Raw genomic sequence first — 15,395 nt, forward strand, 5'->3', positions numbered from 1 at the left:
TATACTGATTGGTATTACACGCAAAAAGGAGGCCTTAGCCTCCTTTTCTATAACTTAAGCGTGATTTAGAACTTGTGTTCTAGACCCACACCAAAGTATTTGTCGTCGTTTTCAACTTTTTCATATGAACGATTGGTGTAAAACGCGAATAACTTAGTTGGTTTACCTAGCTTGTAATCGCCACCTATTGACCAAGAATCACCTTTGTCTTCCATATCTTGGTACTGAGCTTTTAGCACGACTGCATCTATAGTGTAGGCAGCGCTTAATAGGTAACCTGTTTTGCTTTCTTGACCAACAAGTGGATTACCATCTGAGTCATAAGTAGCTTCTTGCTGCTGGTACATACCGCCTAACTTAAGACCTGCGATTTTACCTTGTACAGTTGCACGAACAACTTCGTAGCCTTTAACATCTGCGTCATAGGCAACAGCAGCGTAAATAGGTGATTTCTTAAGTTTTGCATCACCATACATAGCAGCAATACTGAACCCGTCTTGTGCGTATTGAGAACTTGCGCCCTCTGCAGCATAAGTGACACCGACTTTGAAACCACTAAATGATGGTGTGACATACGTTGCAGTTTGCTCAATACGATTTTCGCCTTTAAACAGGTTTTTCAAATCACCTGAAAGGTCATTGAACTGGTCAACTTTACCCTGAGAGATTTTAAGCATGGTGTCGTTACGGCCAACAGAGAATGCACCAAAGTTACCTTTTAGACCTACGAACTGATTACGAGCTTTGAAGTTTTCCTTGTCATCATCGCCTGTATCAACCTCATACTCAACGGTGTAGAAAGCTTCTAATGAGCTGCTTAATTCAAAAGCCCCTTTAACACCAAAACGAGAAGCATTAGATTGAATAGTCGTTGTTGCTTCATCATTTACATCATTAGACTGCGCAGTAACATTTAACTTACCGTAAACTGTTAGTGGGTCTGCAGCGTGAGCAGAAGCAAGAGTTGCAGTAGCTAGCGCTGAAGCCAGTAGAGTTTTACAAAAAGCGTTCATCATTTAATCCTTTCGACGTTTATTCGTCTTGGTTATTGGTTTGGACGAGCGCCATAATGAAGAACGTTTATTGCATTTTTATTTCAGTAAAAAACAAAACCGGCTCAAATTGCTATAATGTTGCGCCAATAAAATTGAAAAGCCTTTAACAATGCGGCTTTCAAGCATCCCTTTTGAAATATGACAGTTTGGTTAAATGTGACAATCACATCCTGTATCAACACACCCAAGCGGTTTACCCGAACCTGACAATGACTTACACTGCGGCTTTAATTTTGACTGAGCACTTAATCTATGTGGTTTAAAAATCTAACTGTATACCGCTTTAACAAGCCCTTCTCTGTTGACACTGAATCAATGGAAAAATCACTGGAAGACTTCACCTTCTCTCCATGCTCAAGCCAAGATATTAGCAAGTTTGGCTTCTCTAACGCATTTGGTAAGCATGGCGACACTTTGGTTCATACCGCAGCAGACAGACACCTTATCTGCGCAACCAAAGAGGAAAAAATCCTTCCAGCTCAAGTCATAAAAGAAGCATTAGAGGAAAAAGTTGCTCTACTTGAATCTGAAGATGGCCGTAAACTTGCAAAAAAAGAGAAAGACGCACTAAAAGATGAGATAACCACTACGCTACTACCAAGAGCGTTTTCTCGTCGCAGCCAAATTCGCGCCCTGATTTTACCTGAGATCCAGATGATCTTGGTCGATAGCTCAAGTGCCGCTAAATCTGAAGAGCTAATGGCGCTACTGCGTAAAGCCATTGGTACTTTGCCTATTATTCCGATGAGCTTTAAAACGCCAATTGAAAGCCAGTTAACGGAATGGTTAAAAGAGAGCAAAACGCCTGCGCCTTTCGAGATGCAAGATGAAGCTGAATTAAAAAGTGATTCAGATGAAGGTGGAATTGTGCGCTTTAAGCAGCAGGACTTGAGCGAAAATGAGGTATTAGCGCACATTGAAGTCGGTAAGCAAGTTCATAAACTAGCATTACACTTTGGTCAATCAGTGGCTTTCTTGCTTCAGTCTGACGCAGCAATTAAACGCCTTAAGTTCTCTGAAGAATTTAGAGCGGGTAATGACGATTTAGGCAATGAAGATCCAATGGCGCGCTTAGATGCAGACTTTGCTTTAATGGGTAGCGAGCTAATTGCCTTGGTGAATGCTGTCGTAGAAGCGCTTGGTGGGCTAGAAGACAGCATTTAATACCAACTTATTATTTGCTAAAAGAAAGGCGCCAATGGCGCCTTTTTTATTGTCTTTATTCAAGCCACATGTGGCTCAGCTTTTCTCTGCAATGATTGCAGTGCTTCTGCCAGCTTAGTGACAGCAGTGCTTACCGGAGTAGGCATTGAATCGAATTCAACCCCAAGCAATAAATTTTTCACTTCTAAGCCAAGCTCTGTATCACCTTCAATGCTGAGTTTTCGTTGGAAAAATAACGTATCGGGATCTTCTTTCGCAGCAGCGACTAAAAGTAACGCCTTTGAGTCACTCTTAAACGTCACTTCTGCATTTTGTAATGGACGAACTAGCCAACCATCATGATAGCTGACCTCAAAAGTTAGGTTTAAATCTTCTACTTCTATCGCCACCCATCGCTGTTGTAAAAACTCAAGTTCATCATCTGCCGCTTGTTCTGCGAGCACTAAGCCTAAGATGCGCTTGAGTAGATCGGCTTTAACAGAAAACGGAACAAGTGCTAATGGCTTGGATAGCGCCTTGGGGGCAACCTGCAGAATTTTTTTAGCCAAATTATTGGGAAGTAAACCTTGCATTTAAAAATGCTCCAGCATTGATACAAAGAAAGTGATCTTACCTAGGTTTTATGATCACAAACCTGTTTTACATCAAAAATTTGATCTTCATTCCCTTTTAAACTCCTGATTCCTTACCATTGGAGCCAAATATATGGAACTGCTGTGCCCCGCGGGTAACCTCGCATCATTAAAAATTGCGCTAAATGCTGGCGCCGATGCGGTCTATCTAGGACTAAAAGATGATACTAATGCCCGTTATTTTGCAGGTTTAAACTTTACTCCCAAAAAACTGCAACAGGCTGTTGAGTACACAAAAAGATGCGGTAAAAAAGTATTCTTAACCATTAACACATTTCCAAAACCTGGTGAAGAGTCTCGTTGGTATCAAGCCATAGATCTGGCTGCGGCAACCGGTGTTGATGCGCTCATTATGGCGGATATATCGCTACTCGATTACGCTCATAGCCGCTATCCACATTTGCCGTTGCACCTATCAGTGCAAGCCAGCGCGACTAATCTTGGGGCGCTAACACTGTATAAAGAAGCCTTCAATATTGAACGTGCGGTTCTGCCACGGGTCTTGTCGATGAAGCAGGTCAGAGATCTGTCTAAAGTCACCCCCGTTGACTTAGAAGTTTTCGCATTCGGCAGTTTATGCATCATGGCTGAAGGCCGCTGCCATCTATCTTCATACGTCACCGGCCAGTCGCCTAACACTGGCGGCTCCTGTTCACCGGCAAAACATGTTCGTTGGCAAGAAAATGGCAATGATAGGTTAACTTGGTTAAACGATGTGCTTATTGATAAATCTGGCATTAATGAGCAGATGGGTTACCCAGTGGTGTGCAAGGGTCGCTACACCACTGAAGAAAACAGTACCGCGAGCCATATACTAGAGGCGCCAACCAGTTTAAACACCTTGAGCTTATTACCTGAACTTGCCAAAGCAAATGTTGTTTCTCTAAAAATCGAAGGTCGCCAGCGCAGTCCAGCTTATGTTGAGCAAGTAACACGAGTGTGGCGCACAGCAATCGACAGTTACTTATCTGCACCAGAGAAATACCAAACCCAGCAAGAGTGGAACGCTGCTTTAGACAAAGTGTCTGAAGGGCAAACAACGACACTCGGCGCCTATGAGCGAACTTGGCAGTAACCGCTCTGCCTATTTTAAAGGAAAGACAATGAAAACATCTCTCGGGCCAATACAGTATTGCTGGTCAAAAGAAAAAGTCAGCCAATTCTATCAACAAGTGGCAGAAAGCAACATTGCCGTCGTTTACCTCGGCGAAACCGTTTGCAGTAGGCGCCGACAAGTAAAATTTAGCGATTACTTGAATCTCGCACACATGCTACGAGAATCTGGCAAGGAGGTGGTATTGTCGACGTTAGCGTTATTGGAAGCCCCTTCAGAATACACAGAGCTAAAAAAGCAAGTGAACAATGGTGACTTCATTATAGAAGCTAATGATATCGGCGCGGTACAAGCAGCAAAAGAGATTGGCCTTCCCTTTGTTTGTGGTCCCACCATCAATAACTACAACTTAGCAACGCTTAATAAGCTGCACCAATGGGGGATGCAGCGATTTGTCATGCCAATTGAGCTATCTAAAACGTGGTTATCGAATGTGATTGCTGCAGAAGTGGCAACTAGCGGAGCAACATTACCCTATGAAATAGAAGTATTTGCCCATGGATATTTACCATTAGCGCACTCAGCTCGCTGTTTCACCGCCAAGCAGCAAGGACTGCCTAAAGACAACTGCCAAACAGTGTGCTTGTCGCACTCAAAAGGGTTACTTGCTCAAACCCAAGACCAACAACCTCTATTAAGGGTTAACGGCATTCAAACTCAATCAGCCAGTCAAATAGATCTTTCAGCTGATATTGCCCAGATGCAACAGATGGGAGTCAACTACTTTAGAGTTTCACCCAGTAGTTTAAAGAGTATCGAAGTTGCAGAGAATATTTTGATTAAGCCACAGCTACCAGAGCCACTGACATGCAATGGTTATTGGCATCAAACATCAGGGTTAGCACAGGTTTAGTTAAGACTTAAATGAAGGTCTTAAATTTAACATGACATTGGTGGTCCAAGCCAAAAAGCAGGCGACTCCTACCCATTCAAATACGGCAGGCCACCACACATCAGGACGATGCATCTCGACGAGCATCTCCTGATAGAACGCCCTATCACCTTCAGTCAGCTCTAACCCGAGTAAAGGTACAATTAGAAATGCCGACATGCTAATGAACGAGCAAGTTGCCAATATGCTCGTTGCCCTTGAGAACAATCGCCCTTTACCTACTAATAAATACAGCCCATATAGCACCGAACTCACACAGCCAAAAATGAAGAAGTATTGAAGCGCAGTAGTATGCAAATGATAAACATTGATAGGAAATAAACCTACCGCGGCAAGACTAAAAAAGGTCAGCGCAAGACCAACAAAAAATGGATAAGACCATGGAGAATCAGCTATTTGCAAAGAAAACAAACAAAACAGCACAACACTCAAACTACCAAAAAATAAGCTACCATTAATAATTACGGCAAAATAGGAATGACCATAATTACCCAGTTCGCTCAGTGTATGGTTCAAAAAGCTAAAGCCTCGACCATCATACTGTTCAAAGGTCAACACTGACGCAACTAATCCTAACAATAATCCGAAGATCCCCAGCATCCCAAAGCGAAACGCGAGAGTAGAAACCTTATTCTTTATCCGAGCTACCATATATTCCTATTTTTATAATTTCTAATAGCATCATCAAATATATATTGAATTCACCTATGTTAAAGAGGTCTAGCTCAGATTTTTAACAAGCTTTACAAGCGCCGAAAATGTAGCGCATATGTTACTTTTATCGCCTACGGTTAGTTTTTTCAAGTTTAAAATTTAAAACAATCATTATCCCCGGTCACAAAAAGAGAATAAACCCAGATTGTTACAACAAAAAAGTACAATGTACTTTTAACTAATATTTCGTTAAGGAATTTAGATAAACCTGATTAAAAGTGTGTGTATTAATGTTATATTTCAAACAAGTGTTAGACCAAACAGTATAGAGATGTGATCGTTGCAAAATTCCCTGAGTCGATCGTCTTCCTATATTGGTTGGTATGAGCACGTTCACGACATAATTGCAGTCACATGGAATAATAATGACAACAAACAATGCAAACACAGCCAACCGGGAAGTTAGGCTAACTAATTCAGATCAGCTGATATCAAGCACCAACAAGCAAGGTGTGATCACCTACGCCAACCCACGATTCATAGAAGTTTCAGGCTTTTCTGAGCAGGAACTTATAGGGCATAACCACAACCTAGTCCGCCACCCTGATATGCCCAAAGCTGCATTTAAAGAGATGTGGCAAAAACTAGAAGCTGGTCAATCTTGGCGAGGTATCGTTAAAAACCGTTGCAAAAATGGTAACTTCTATTGGGTAGATGCCTTTGTTTCACCGCTATTTGAGCAAGGAAAGCTCGTTGGATATCAATCGGTGCGTGTTGCACCAAAAACCGAGTATGTCAGCCAAGCGCAGAAAGTTTATCAACGGCTCAACAACGGCAAGGCTGTTGACGATCCCATCAGCCTAACCAATAAACGTTTATTGTCTGCCATATGTGCCAGTGTAGGATTGGCTGCAGCAGGCTACATTTGGGGCTGGGGCGTCATACTTGCCGGAATAATCCTAATGAGTATTAACTTGGCGATTTTCTATGATGAGGCTTTTCGTATTCCAGCCCGGTTAATGCAAATGAAGCAGCAACACGATTCAGTTAGCCGTTTTATCTACTGTGGTCGAGATACCTCTTCACTGCTTGATTTCCAATTGATGATGAAAGATGCCAAGTTACAAGGTGTCCTAGGCCGCTCGCAAGATAACGCCGAACACATTGATGACATATCAAATCAACTAGTCACCGCAGCAACTCAAGCACATGTAGGGCTTGATGTTGAAAGCCAACAGATAGAACAAATCGCTAGCGCTACCGAAGAGATGGCAGCGACAATTACCGAGGTCGCCAGTAATATTCAGTCAACCTCTGACAGCATTCAGGACACTTACCTTCTTTGTGACGAAAGTCGGGAAAAGATGCAAAAGAGTGCCAGCAGTATCAATGAACTTACAATGTCAGTTTCAGAAGCCGCTGCGAATGCTTTATTACTCAATAAAGAAGCTGAGCGAGTCGCCAGTGCCATGACCGAGATTGATGGGATTGCAGAGCAAACAAACCTGCTCGCCCTTAACGCTGCAATTGAAGCTGCTAGAGCTGGTGAACAAGGTCGTGGTTTTGCCGTGGTTGCTGATGAAGTTCGCGCGCTATCGAGTCGTACTCAGCAATCTACAGAAAGTATCTCGAAAAGTGTCGATAAGATGTTTTCGATGCTAACGCAATGGTCAAAGCAGATGGATGAAAGTAAGTCTCAGGCATTACTATGCACTGATGAAGCACAAGATTCCGCTCAAAAAGTAGACACTATTTATGAAGCGGTCAGAAATATTCATGATTTAGCGCAACAAAATGCAGTTGCTGCAGAGCAACAAACGTTAGTTGTCGGCGAAATTAACCAAAATATTAGCCATATCAGTCAAGCGTCAGCAGAAAACCTAGGTGCGATAGATGTGGTGGAAATAGCCGTTAAAGAGCTTAAAGTTAATGCTGAAAAAGCAAAATCTTTGAGAAAAACATTTAGTTAATTTACAGGTCTTGATAAACGTTGTCGTTACAACCTTAAGTGACGACAACGAAAAAACCACAATAAAAACACCAAAACAAAACAACTAAAAAACAAACTTAAAACACTGTTTTAAAAAGATTTAAACATAAAATAATTTTGTTATTTTTCTACATATTCCTATACAATATATTTAGTCATTTACAGTTAATAACTATTCGCTCGCTTTGATATATTATCTATATCGATGGAATCGTTTTACATAGATGTTTTAAGGCGGTAACCTCGCCTGTTAGCGGTTGAATGAATATTCAATATATTTTTTGCTTAAGTACAAAACGCCGTTTTAAAGCTACAAAGCAGAACTCGATATTTAGGGTAGAAAAAAGTGTCAGAAAAACAAACCCACAACATTAAAACAATACTCACGTTTATTGTGCCATCACTGATCGGTCTGCTGTTGTTCATGACCCCTATCAGCTATCAAGACGCAATCACCATTCCTATTGCCATTATCTCTAAAGGCCTACAGAGCCTGCTCGGTGAAGCACTTGTTGGTATCGTAACTGGTATTGTTATATTTACAGCGATAGCCTCTGTACTAGTTAAAGCAATCAAACCTAAATGGGTCACAGAAAACAGTTTCTTGAATTCACTGTTTAATGTCACACCAGTTTGGTTAGTCATCCGTATCCTTGGTGCTATATTTATCAGCCTTACCTTTTTTGGTATTGGCCCTGAAGCGATTCGCTCTGGCGATACCGGTGCGCTGGTATTGAACGACCTGTTGCCTGTATTGTTCTCGGTGTTCTTATTTGCAGGCATGTTACTGCCGCTTCTACTTAACTTTGGTTTACTAGAATTATTGGGCACCCTGCTTACTAAGATCATGCGCCCTATCTTTAACTTACCAGGACGCAGTGCCATTGACTGTATGGCATCTTGGTTAGGTGATGGTAGTGTGGGAATTTTGATGACCAGTAAGCAGTATGAAGCACGTTTTTATACCCAACGTGAAGCGGCTGTTATTGGAACGACCTTCTCAGCAGTATCAATCACTTTCTCACTGGTGGTGATTTCACAAGTACAATTAGAGCATCTGTTTGTTCCCTTCTATTTAACAGTGTGCTTTGCTGGCTTTGTCGCAGCGATAATCGTGCCTAAGCTTCCACCACTGTCTTGGAAGAAAGATCTCTATATAGATGAAACGCCACGTCATAAAGATGATGAAGTTATACCTGCAGGTCACGGTGTTTTCTCTTGGGGACTCGATCAAGCTTTAACAAAAGCTTCACGTGCAGGTGGTATCAAGCACACTTTAACAGACGGCGTTAAAAACGTTGTTGATATGATTTTTGGCGTGATCCCAGTCGTCATGGGGATCGGTACCATCGCCTTAATGATTGCCGAGTTCACACCAATATTTAACTACCTCGGCATGCCGTTTATTCCGCTACTAGAGTTACTGCAAGTGCCTGAAGCTGCTGAAGCCTCTAAAACAATTGTGGTCGGTTTTGCGGATATGTTTATTCCCGCTATTCTTGCCAGCTCAATTGAATCTGACATGACTCGCTTTATTATTGCAGCGCTATCGGTCACTCAGCTTATCTACATGAGCGAAGTGGGTGCGTTATTGATGGGCAGTAAAATCCCGGTCAATTTCCTTGAGCTTGCCGTAGTATTCATCTTAAGAACATTGGTTACTTTGCCTGTTATTGCCGGTATCGCACACCTAATTTTCTAATCAGGTAATCTTTAACGACAACAGATAAAGAGCGCTTAGGCGCTCTTTTTTATAGCCGTCATTAACTTGCCATAAAACATTCATCTTGCAGTCAACTATCACTTTTACTCTATCGACATCCCCCAGCGTTAACTGGCAGGACAATGAAAGAGAAACAGCAGGGATTAGCAAGCAGTAAGACGTCACTTTGTAGCAGTGCACTATCAAGTCATATTGGTAGCATATCGCCAATCAATAACACCGAGAAAAATAGCACTGAGCGACACTTCAATGCCATCTGGTTGTCAGATATTCACCTCGGCAGTAAAGACTGTAAGGCAGAGTATCTGCTACAGCTTCTCAACTCACTGCACACTGACAAGCTATTTCTCGTTGGCGACATCATCGATATTTGGGCGCTAAAACGTAAGTTCCTCTGGCCCCAAAGTCATAACCTTATCCTACAGAAACTACTGAAAATGGCCCGAGAAGGAACAGATATTGTGTACATTCCCGGTAATCATGATGATGTATTCAAACCTTATGATGGATTCCACCTTTGGGATCTGACCATTAGTAAAGAACACATACATACCACCGCCTCTAACCGCAAAGTATTAATGGTGCATGGCGATCAATTTGACTCAGAAGTGTGCATTGGCCGCGCCTACGCCAAGTTAGGCGATCACCTTTACGATCTACTGCTGTTTCTAAATCGACAATTGCATAGAGTCCGTAACCACTTAGGTTACCCTTATTGGTCGCTGGCAAGTTACGTGAAACTTAGAGTAGGTAAAGCACAGCAAGCCATCAATAATTACCGTAGTGCCGTCATACGCTATGCAAAGTCCAAAGGGGCTGATGTGGTCGTCTGTGGCCATATCCACCAGCCAGAACTCAGCCTCACAAACAATATTATTTATGCCAATGATGGAGACTGGGTGGAGAACTGTACTTTTATAGCAGAATCCCAATCAGGTGACATTCAACTTTTAAAGTGGCAAGAATCAACTGAAAGTGCCCGATTGATTAGTGAGTTTCAATTTAATCAGCAAACCGATCATCTCAATAATAAGCGTGTAGCCTAACCTTTTAGCAGCCATAATAAGGGCCATCATTATGATCTTTACCGTCGATAATGTTGTAGAAAAAAACTTACCACAGCTCGATAAAAGTCCATGGTTAGCCACCCCTACCAAAGCAATGCTTCGCTATTTTCTCAAGGAAAAAGAGTGCAATGACATAGCCAATAAATTTGCCTTTTTACAAGGCGTAGACTTTGTCGAGCAGGTACTCAACAGCTTCAATTTCAGTTACAGCGTTCCTAATAATGAAGTTGAGAATATTCCAATTGAGGGACGTGTAGTAATTTATGCGAACCACCCAATAGGTTCGCTCGATGCTTTAGCCATGATAAAATTAATCAGCAAAGTAAGACCCGATATAAAAGTGGTCGCCAATGAGCTACTGATGGCGCTGGAGCCATTGCACTCGATACTATTACCGGTGCGCAATATGACCGGCGGCACCCCCAAACAGCATCTAGATAATATTCACAAACACCTGCGTAATGAAGGCGCGGTGCTGATTTTCCCCAGTGGAGAAGTTTCACGCTTGCGCCCTACAGGTGTTGTCGATCTTCATTGGCACAGTGGCTTTTTGAAAATAGCTAAAGCCTGTAATGCGCCGTTATTACCTATGCATGCAGATGCCAAAAACTCAGCCGCCTTTTATGGCGCTTCAATGCTTTATAAACCATTAGCCAGCTTGATGTTGGTAAAAGAGATGTTTAAACAAGCAAAGAAAACCATGCCTGTGCGTATTGGAGAGTTGATCCCAAAGGAGGTGGTAAACAGTGCCGACTTCCCACTGAAAACAAAGGTTAAGCTACTCAAAAATCATCTTTATCGCATTGGTAAAAATCGCAGCCCACTATTTACCACCCAAAGTGCCATCGCGCACCCTGAGTCTCGCAGTGAATTACAGGCAGCACTATTACAATGTGAACTCCTTGGAGAGACCAGCGACGCTAAGAAGATCTACCTATACCAGCATCAATCAAGTAATCCGATTATGCGCGAAATTGGTCGCCTCAGAGAGATAGCCTTTCGCGCAGTAGGAGAAGGTACCGGAATGCGCCGAGATACTGATAAGTACGATCCCTACTATCAACACTTGGTATTATGGGATCCCGTCGACTTAGAGATCGTCGGTTCATACCGATTCGCAGGCGCCAAAGAGGTACATCAAAAACAGGGCCGTGATGCGTTGTACAGTCAGTCACTGTTTCAATACCAACCCGCCTTTGCGCCCTACTTTGAACAAGGCCTAGAGCTCGGTAGAAGCTTTGTACAACCCAAGTACTGGGGAAAACGCAGTTTAGATTACCTCTGGGTTGGGATTGGTGCATTCCTCGTTAAAAATCCACAATATCGATATCTCTTTGGTCCAGTCTCTTTAAGCGATCATTTACCAGACCCGGCAAAAGAGCGATTAATCCACTTCTATAAAACCCAATTTTCTAATGAGCAATCTCTAGCGCATTCATTTAGTCCCTATATTTTCAATGAAGACAAGCTACAGCAACTCAACAAACAATACTCCCAGTTAGACTATTCTCAGGGCTTTAAACAACTCAAGCAAACCATGGCCAGTATGGGCGCAGCAGTCCCTGCGCTCTATAAGCAATATGGCGAATTGTGTCATGATGATGGGGTTAGCTTTCTAGATTTTGGCATAGATGCTGAGTTTGGCGATTGCATTGATGGGCTAGTGCTTGTTGATACCCTGAAACTGAAAGATAAGAAGCGCAGCCGTTATTTTGACTGTCACCGAGCCGAAGTAGGTGCCATAAAATAGTGGTTAAGAAAAAAATGAGCCAGCTTTATAGGCTGGCTCAATTGACTTTTTCTTGGTAAGGGAAGAGTTTTAAATCGCCCAGCCACCCATATAAAAGACGACCAGACCAAGAGTAATCGCTAATACGCCTAGCTTTAATTTGCGCCACTCACCACTACAAATTCTACCTATAACTAACGTCACAAAACCAAGCATAATGCCAGTAACAATGTTACAGCTTAAGATAATGAATACCGCGCAGGTTAAACCTGCCATCGCATCGACTTTATCGTCAAAATCAAGCTTAGTGACGTTACTTAACATAAGCAGTCCAACATACATCAATGCCGGCGCAGTCGCGTAAGCGGGAACTAAATAGCTCAGAGGTGCTAAGAACATCATCAGTAAAAACAGCACACCGACAATCGTCGCCGTGAGCCCCGTCTTTCCACCCGCCGCAGTACCCGCAGCCGACTCAATATAAACGGCTGCAGGAGCACCGCCGACGGCACCAGCAAAAATACTACTCACAGAGTCAGATGTCAGTGCTCTACCACCACCAACAATATTGTCTTTTTCGTCTAGCAACTCCGCTTGACCAGCCACTGCGCGAATAGTACCAGTGGCATCAAAAATCGCAGTCATCACTAACGCTAACACAATAGGCAATACCACAGGGTTGAGTGCGCCCATCACATCAAGCTGACCGATAAGTGAGGTTTCGGACATTAAGTCAGGCAGTGCAAATAATCCTTGATAAGTTACGCTCGGATCAAACACTAAACCAAACACAGACAATGCGATAATCACCAACAAGATCCCGCCCGGCATACCGCGGCGTTCAAGCCCGATAGTGGCTGCAAGGCCAACAATCGTCGCTATGACAGGTAAACTATTAATATCGCCAAGTTTTACCGGTAAGCCAGCGTCATTCGACACAATCAAATTCACGCTATTGGTCGCAATTAGTAATAGGAATAAGCCGATACCAATTCCCGTACCGTGAGCAATACCCTTGGGTAAATTGGTCAGTACCCACTGGCGTATGCCGGTCACACTGACGAGAGTAAATACAATACCCATCAAAAAGATAGCGCCAAGTGTGACTGGAATTGAAACCCCCTGTCCTAACACCATACTAAAAGCGGTAAATGCAGTCAGCGAGATTGCGCAACCAATGGCCATTGGCAGGTTAGCCCATAGTCCCATAAGTAAAGAGCCAAAAGCGGCAATTAAACAGGTCGCAATAAACACAGCCGCAGGATCAAAACCGGCAGTGCCTAGCATGTTTGGTACCACAATAACGGAGTAAACCATGGCTAAAAACGTGGTAAAGCCAGCAATAACTTCACGTTTTAAGGTACTGCCACGGGCTGAAATATTGAAATATCGATCCAAGAATGAATCGGAGGGGGCACTTGCCAGAGTCTGTTCAGACTTCATAATTATTCTACCTTGATCTCTTAAATATCAGTTAACTAATGACAATTCATTAGCGACACGGTTACGGCAGGTAGAGCCCCAAAGCGATTCAGTTTGGGTGAGAGATCCACTTAACGCAGCTTGCGTCAGTGACCTGCGAGTCTTGCTATCAGCAATTTTATCTGTCAATTGCTGACAAACATTGTCTGGTAAAATTTACTCTTACCAACATAACCTTTGTTGGCGCGGAGTGTACCGTAATATAAAGCGATGAGATACGAAACAGCTAACAGTTTTGAGTTACATATGTAAAATAACAGGCTTAATGAATGAACTATCTGGTATCAAACATGGCGATGAACCTAAAGCTCGGTATCGGAATTAAGAAAATATAGGGCAATTTAATGCAATTCAGCGGCATTGAGCTTTCGCAAGTCACCGTGAATATATCCCTATAGCCGCTAGTAAATCACCCGTGATTTACTAGCTTACATAGCCGAAAGCAAATGAGTAGCGAGTATTAGATCCAAACTCATTACGGGACAAAAGTTTGTTGGTGCTTGAAGCACTATTACATCTAAAACCTAAATCAAACTTCGTTTGATATAAGATCGTGCCGCTTCGCCCACGTCCGTGTGGGCATTGCGGCTATTTCTTCAACGTAATTCGACAACTCCGATGAGGAGTGGGTGTACTAGGTGAGTCTGTAATGGCTGTTAGTCACTAGGTATCTGCCCAAGGGGCAAGCTCATTATTGAACAGGAACGCGTTAGTGCAAAGGGTCTAGGAATGGGTAGTGGAATTAGCAAATGTATAGGGATTAATTAAAGTTTACACTGACCCCACTTTTTCCCTCTGACTTGAATAGTGCCATCTTAGGGTTAACCGATAAATGTCTAGTGCCTCTGATATTTCAAAGGATTGAAAAGCGTCAGGCAGCGATAAGATCGCGCTAAGAGAGCCTCTATATGTGTTTGCTGTAAACGATGATTTGACAGCTAACTGACAGACGAAGTAGATGAATTTGTTGATTGATTTAAATTTGACTGCAAAAGCAGTCAAATAAGTTAGGCTCGCCTATTGACCGGCAGGAGGCTCATATGTGTTAGGTTTACGATTGCGCCACTGTACAACATAAAATATTGCCGCACCAATTAGCCCAGTATATAAACAAAATTTATGTAGGTTAGCAACAGACACATAGCCCAACATTGGATTACTTAATGAAATAGGATAAAAAGGCTGAACATCAGAATGCATAATACCATCAAGAATTACATGGCTAAAACAGCCCACAAATGCACTGATAAAAGCAACTAACCATGAAATTTTAATTGGTTGAGATGATTTAGAGATCCTGAGAATAATTAAGCCAAACTCAGAAAGGTATTTACCAGTTAAAGCTGAAACTACAGCTAATAAAGTACCGCCAATAAAAGTATGCGAAAAGCCATGTAAGTGACCATGTCCATTAAGTAAAACCCAGAGGGGCTGGAGATCCATTACAATTTGAGACCAGCCAAAGACCATTAAACTAAAACTGCCTTGGAGCAATGCTTTAATTAAAATCCCTGTGCCCATATGGAATGGAGTGAACGGCATGACTTTCCTTAGTAAACCTAACGCCGCGCTAAGCGGAGAGTAATTGTTGGCTAAAATTTAGAGCAAAGCGAAACCGAGCCAACAATTACGAATCCGCCTTTAGCGCCTTGTTACCCAGAATGTACTGCTGAACTATCAGGTGTGCGGCAATACCAAACCAGCCCATTGTAAGAATAGCCCAAAGCCTTTGGATTAAACCATTAAATTCCTGTGGGATGAAACCTGCATAGATTAACCAAAACATAACTACATGCAATACAGTAACCGATACTGAGAAGTTTTCAAATGTTCTAGATTTAATGATGTTTTTAAATTCTAAAGCAATAATAATCAAAGCCAGCCATTATTAAT

At 42.5% G+C, this 15,395-nt stretch carries 13 protein-coding genes; 7 read left to right on the top strand and 6 right to left on the bottom strand.

Translation table 11 applies throughout. The features are described from left to right. Positions 1-65: 65 nt before the first annotated feature. Positions 66-1,016 carry a porin gene (locus AB4238_RS21415; RefSeq protein WP_372035545.1) on the bottom strand — a complete coding sequence of 317 codons (951 nt, stop codon included), beginning with the start codon at positions 1,014-1,016 and terminating at the stop codon, positions 66-68. A gap of 291 nt (positions 1,017-1,307) precedes the next feature. Here AB4238_RS21415 and rdgC point away from each other — a divergent pair, with 291 nt between their 5' ends. Further along, positions 1,308-2,219 (top strand): recombination-associated protein RdgC, encoded by a 912-nt coding sequence (gene rdgC / locus AB4238_RS21420; protein ID WP_220735907.1) that lies wholly within the window; start codon positions 1,308-1,310, stop codon positions 2,217-2,219. 59 nt (positions 2,220-2,278) lie between these two features. Here the strand turns inward: rdgC and AB4238_RS21425 are convergent, their stop codons facing one another. Then, positions 2,279-2,791: an SCP2 domain-containing protein gene (locus AB4238_RS21425; RefSeq protein WP_372035548.1), complete on the bottom strand. Its 513-nt coding sequence runs from the start codon at positions 2,789-2,791 to the stop codon at positions 2,279-2,281. A gap of 133 nt (positions 2,792-2,924) precedes the next feature. On the opposite strand from AB4238_RS21425, the gene AB4238_RS21430 reads away from it, so the two are divergent. Both AB4238_RS21430 and AB4238_RS21435 read left to right on the top strand, forming a co-directional pair. Continuing rightward, a complete protein-coding gene (locus tag AB4238_RS21430; protein ID WP_372035550.1) occupies positions 2,925-3,926 on the top strand; it encodes a peptidase U32 family protein in 1,002 nt (333 codons plus the stop codon). A 28-nt stretch (positions 3,927-3,954) separates the two neighbouring features. After that, entirely contained in the window at positions 3,955-4,818 is an 864-nt protein-coding gene (locus AB4238_RS21435; RefSeq protein ID WP_372035552.1) for a U32 family peptidase, read from the top strand. On the opposite strand, the gene AB4238_RS21440 is transcribed toward AB4238_RS21435, so the two are convergent. Further along, a complete protein-coding gene (locus AB4238_RS21440) occupies positions 4,819-5,508 on the bottom strand; it encodes a DUF998 domain-containing protein (RefSeq protein WP_372035554.1) in 690 nt (229 codons plus the stop codon). A gap of 428 nt (positions 5,509-5,936) precedes the next feature. Between AB4238_RS21440 and AB4238_RS21445 the strand changes: the two genes are divergently transcribed. From AB4238_RS21445 to AB4238_RS21460, 4 genes are all read left to right on the top strand, one after another. Continuing rightward, positions 5,937-7,481: a methyl-accepting chemotaxis protein gene (locus AB4238_RS21445; RefSeq protein ID WP_372035556.1), complete on the top strand. Its 1,545-nt coding sequence runs from the start codon at positions 5,937-5,939 to the stop codon at positions 7,479-7,481. 366 nt (positions 7,482-7,847) lie between these two features. Then, positions 7,848-9,203, top strand: a complete 1,356-nt coding sequence (locus tag AB4238_RS21450) for a YjiH family protein (protein WP_372035558.1) — start codon at positions 7,848-7,850, stop codon at positions 9,201-9,203. Between the two features lie 143 nt (positions 9,204-9,346). Beyond that, positions 9,347-10,270, top strand: a complete 924-nt coding sequence (locus AB4238_RS21455; RefSeq protein ID WP_372035560.1) for a UDP-2,3-diacylglucosamine diphosphatase — start codon at positions 9,347-9,349, stop codon at positions 10,268-10,270. 13 nt (positions 10,271-10,283) lie between these two features. Further along, on the top strand, positions 10,284-12,041 hold the full coding sequence (locus AB4238_RS21460; RefSeq protein ID WP_372035568.1) for a GNAT family N-acyltransferase: 1,758 nt from the start codon (positions 10,284-10,286) through the stop codon (positions 12,039-12,041). 69 nt (positions 12,042-12,110) lie between these two features. Here AB4238_RS21460 and AB4238_RS21465 read toward each other — a convergent pair whose 3' ends face one another. From AB4238_RS21465 to AB4238_RS21475, 3 genes are all read right to left on the bottom strand, one after another. Beyond that, positions 12,111-13,463 carry an NCS2 family permease gene (locus AB4238_RS21465; RefSeq protein WP_372035562.1) on the bottom strand — a complete coding sequence of 451 codons (1,353 nt, stop codon included), beginning with the start codon at positions 13,461-13,463 and terminating at the stop codon, positions 12,111-12,113. A gap of 1,056 nt (positions 13,464-14,519) precedes the next feature. Then, positions 14,520-15,044, bottom strand: a complete 525-nt coding sequence (locus AB4238_RS21470) for a metal-dependent hydrolase (protein ID WP_372035564.1) — start codon at positions 15,042-15,044, stop codon at positions 14,520-14,522. Positions 15,045-15,129: 85 nt separating this feature from the next. Further along, positions 15,130-15,378: a hypothetical protein gene (locus AB4238_RS21475; protein ID WP_372035566.1), complete on the bottom strand. Its 249-nt coding sequence runs from the start codon at positions 15,376-15,378 to the stop codon at positions 15,130-15,132. Positions 15,379-15,395 lie beyond the last annotated feature (17 nt).

This window comes from Shewanella sp. 10N.286.45.A1 (assembly GCF_041470405.1).
Taxonomy (GTDB): domain Bacteria; phylum Pseudomonadota; class Gammaproteobacteria; order Enterobacterales; family Shewanellaceae; genus Shewanella.

Excerpts from the sequence above, each read along its gene's own strand:
- AB4238_RS21435 (WP_372035552.1), top strand. The coding sequence starts at position 3,955 with ATGAAAACATCTCTCGGGCCAATACAGTATTGCTGGTCAAAAGAAAAA.
- rdgC (WP_220735907.1), top strand. The coding sequence starts at position 1,308 with ATGTGGTTTAAAAATCTAACTGTATACCGCTTTAACAAGCCCTTCTCT.
- AB4238_RS21465 (WP_372035562.1), bottom strand. The coding sequence starts at position 13,463 with ATGAAGTCTGAACAGACTCTGGCAAGTGCCCCCTCCGATTCATTCTTG.
- AB4238_RS21425 (WP_372035548.1), bottom strand. The coding sequence starts at position 2,791 with ATGCAAGGTTTACTTCCCAATAATTTGGCTAAAAAAATTCTGCAGGTT.
- AB4238_RS21430 (WP_372035550.1), top strand. The coding sequence starts at position 2,925 with ATGGAACTGCTGTGCCCCGCGGGTAACCTCGCATCATTAAAAATTGCG.
- AB4238_RS21445 (WP_372035556.1), top strand. The coding sequence starts at position 5,937 with ATGACAACAAACAATGCAAACACAGCCAACCGGGAAGTTAGGCTAACT.
- AB4238_RS21440 (WP_372035554.1), bottom strand. The coding sequence starts at position 5,508 with ATGGTAGCTCGGATAAAGAATAAGGTTTCTACTCTCGCGTTTCGCTTT.
- AB4238_RS21415 (WP_372035545.1), bottom strand. The coding sequence starts at position 1,016 with ATGATGAACGCTTTTTGTAAAACTCTACTGGCTTCAGCGCTAGCTACT.
- AB4238_RS21455 (WP_372035560.1), top strand. The coding sequence starts at position 9,347 with ATGAAAGAGAAACAGCAGGGATTAGCAAGCAGTAAGACGTCACTTTGT.
- AB4238_RS21470 (WP_372035564.1), bottom strand. The coding sequence starts at position 15,044 with ATGCCGTTCACTCCATTCCATATGGGCACAGGGATTTTAATTAAAGCA.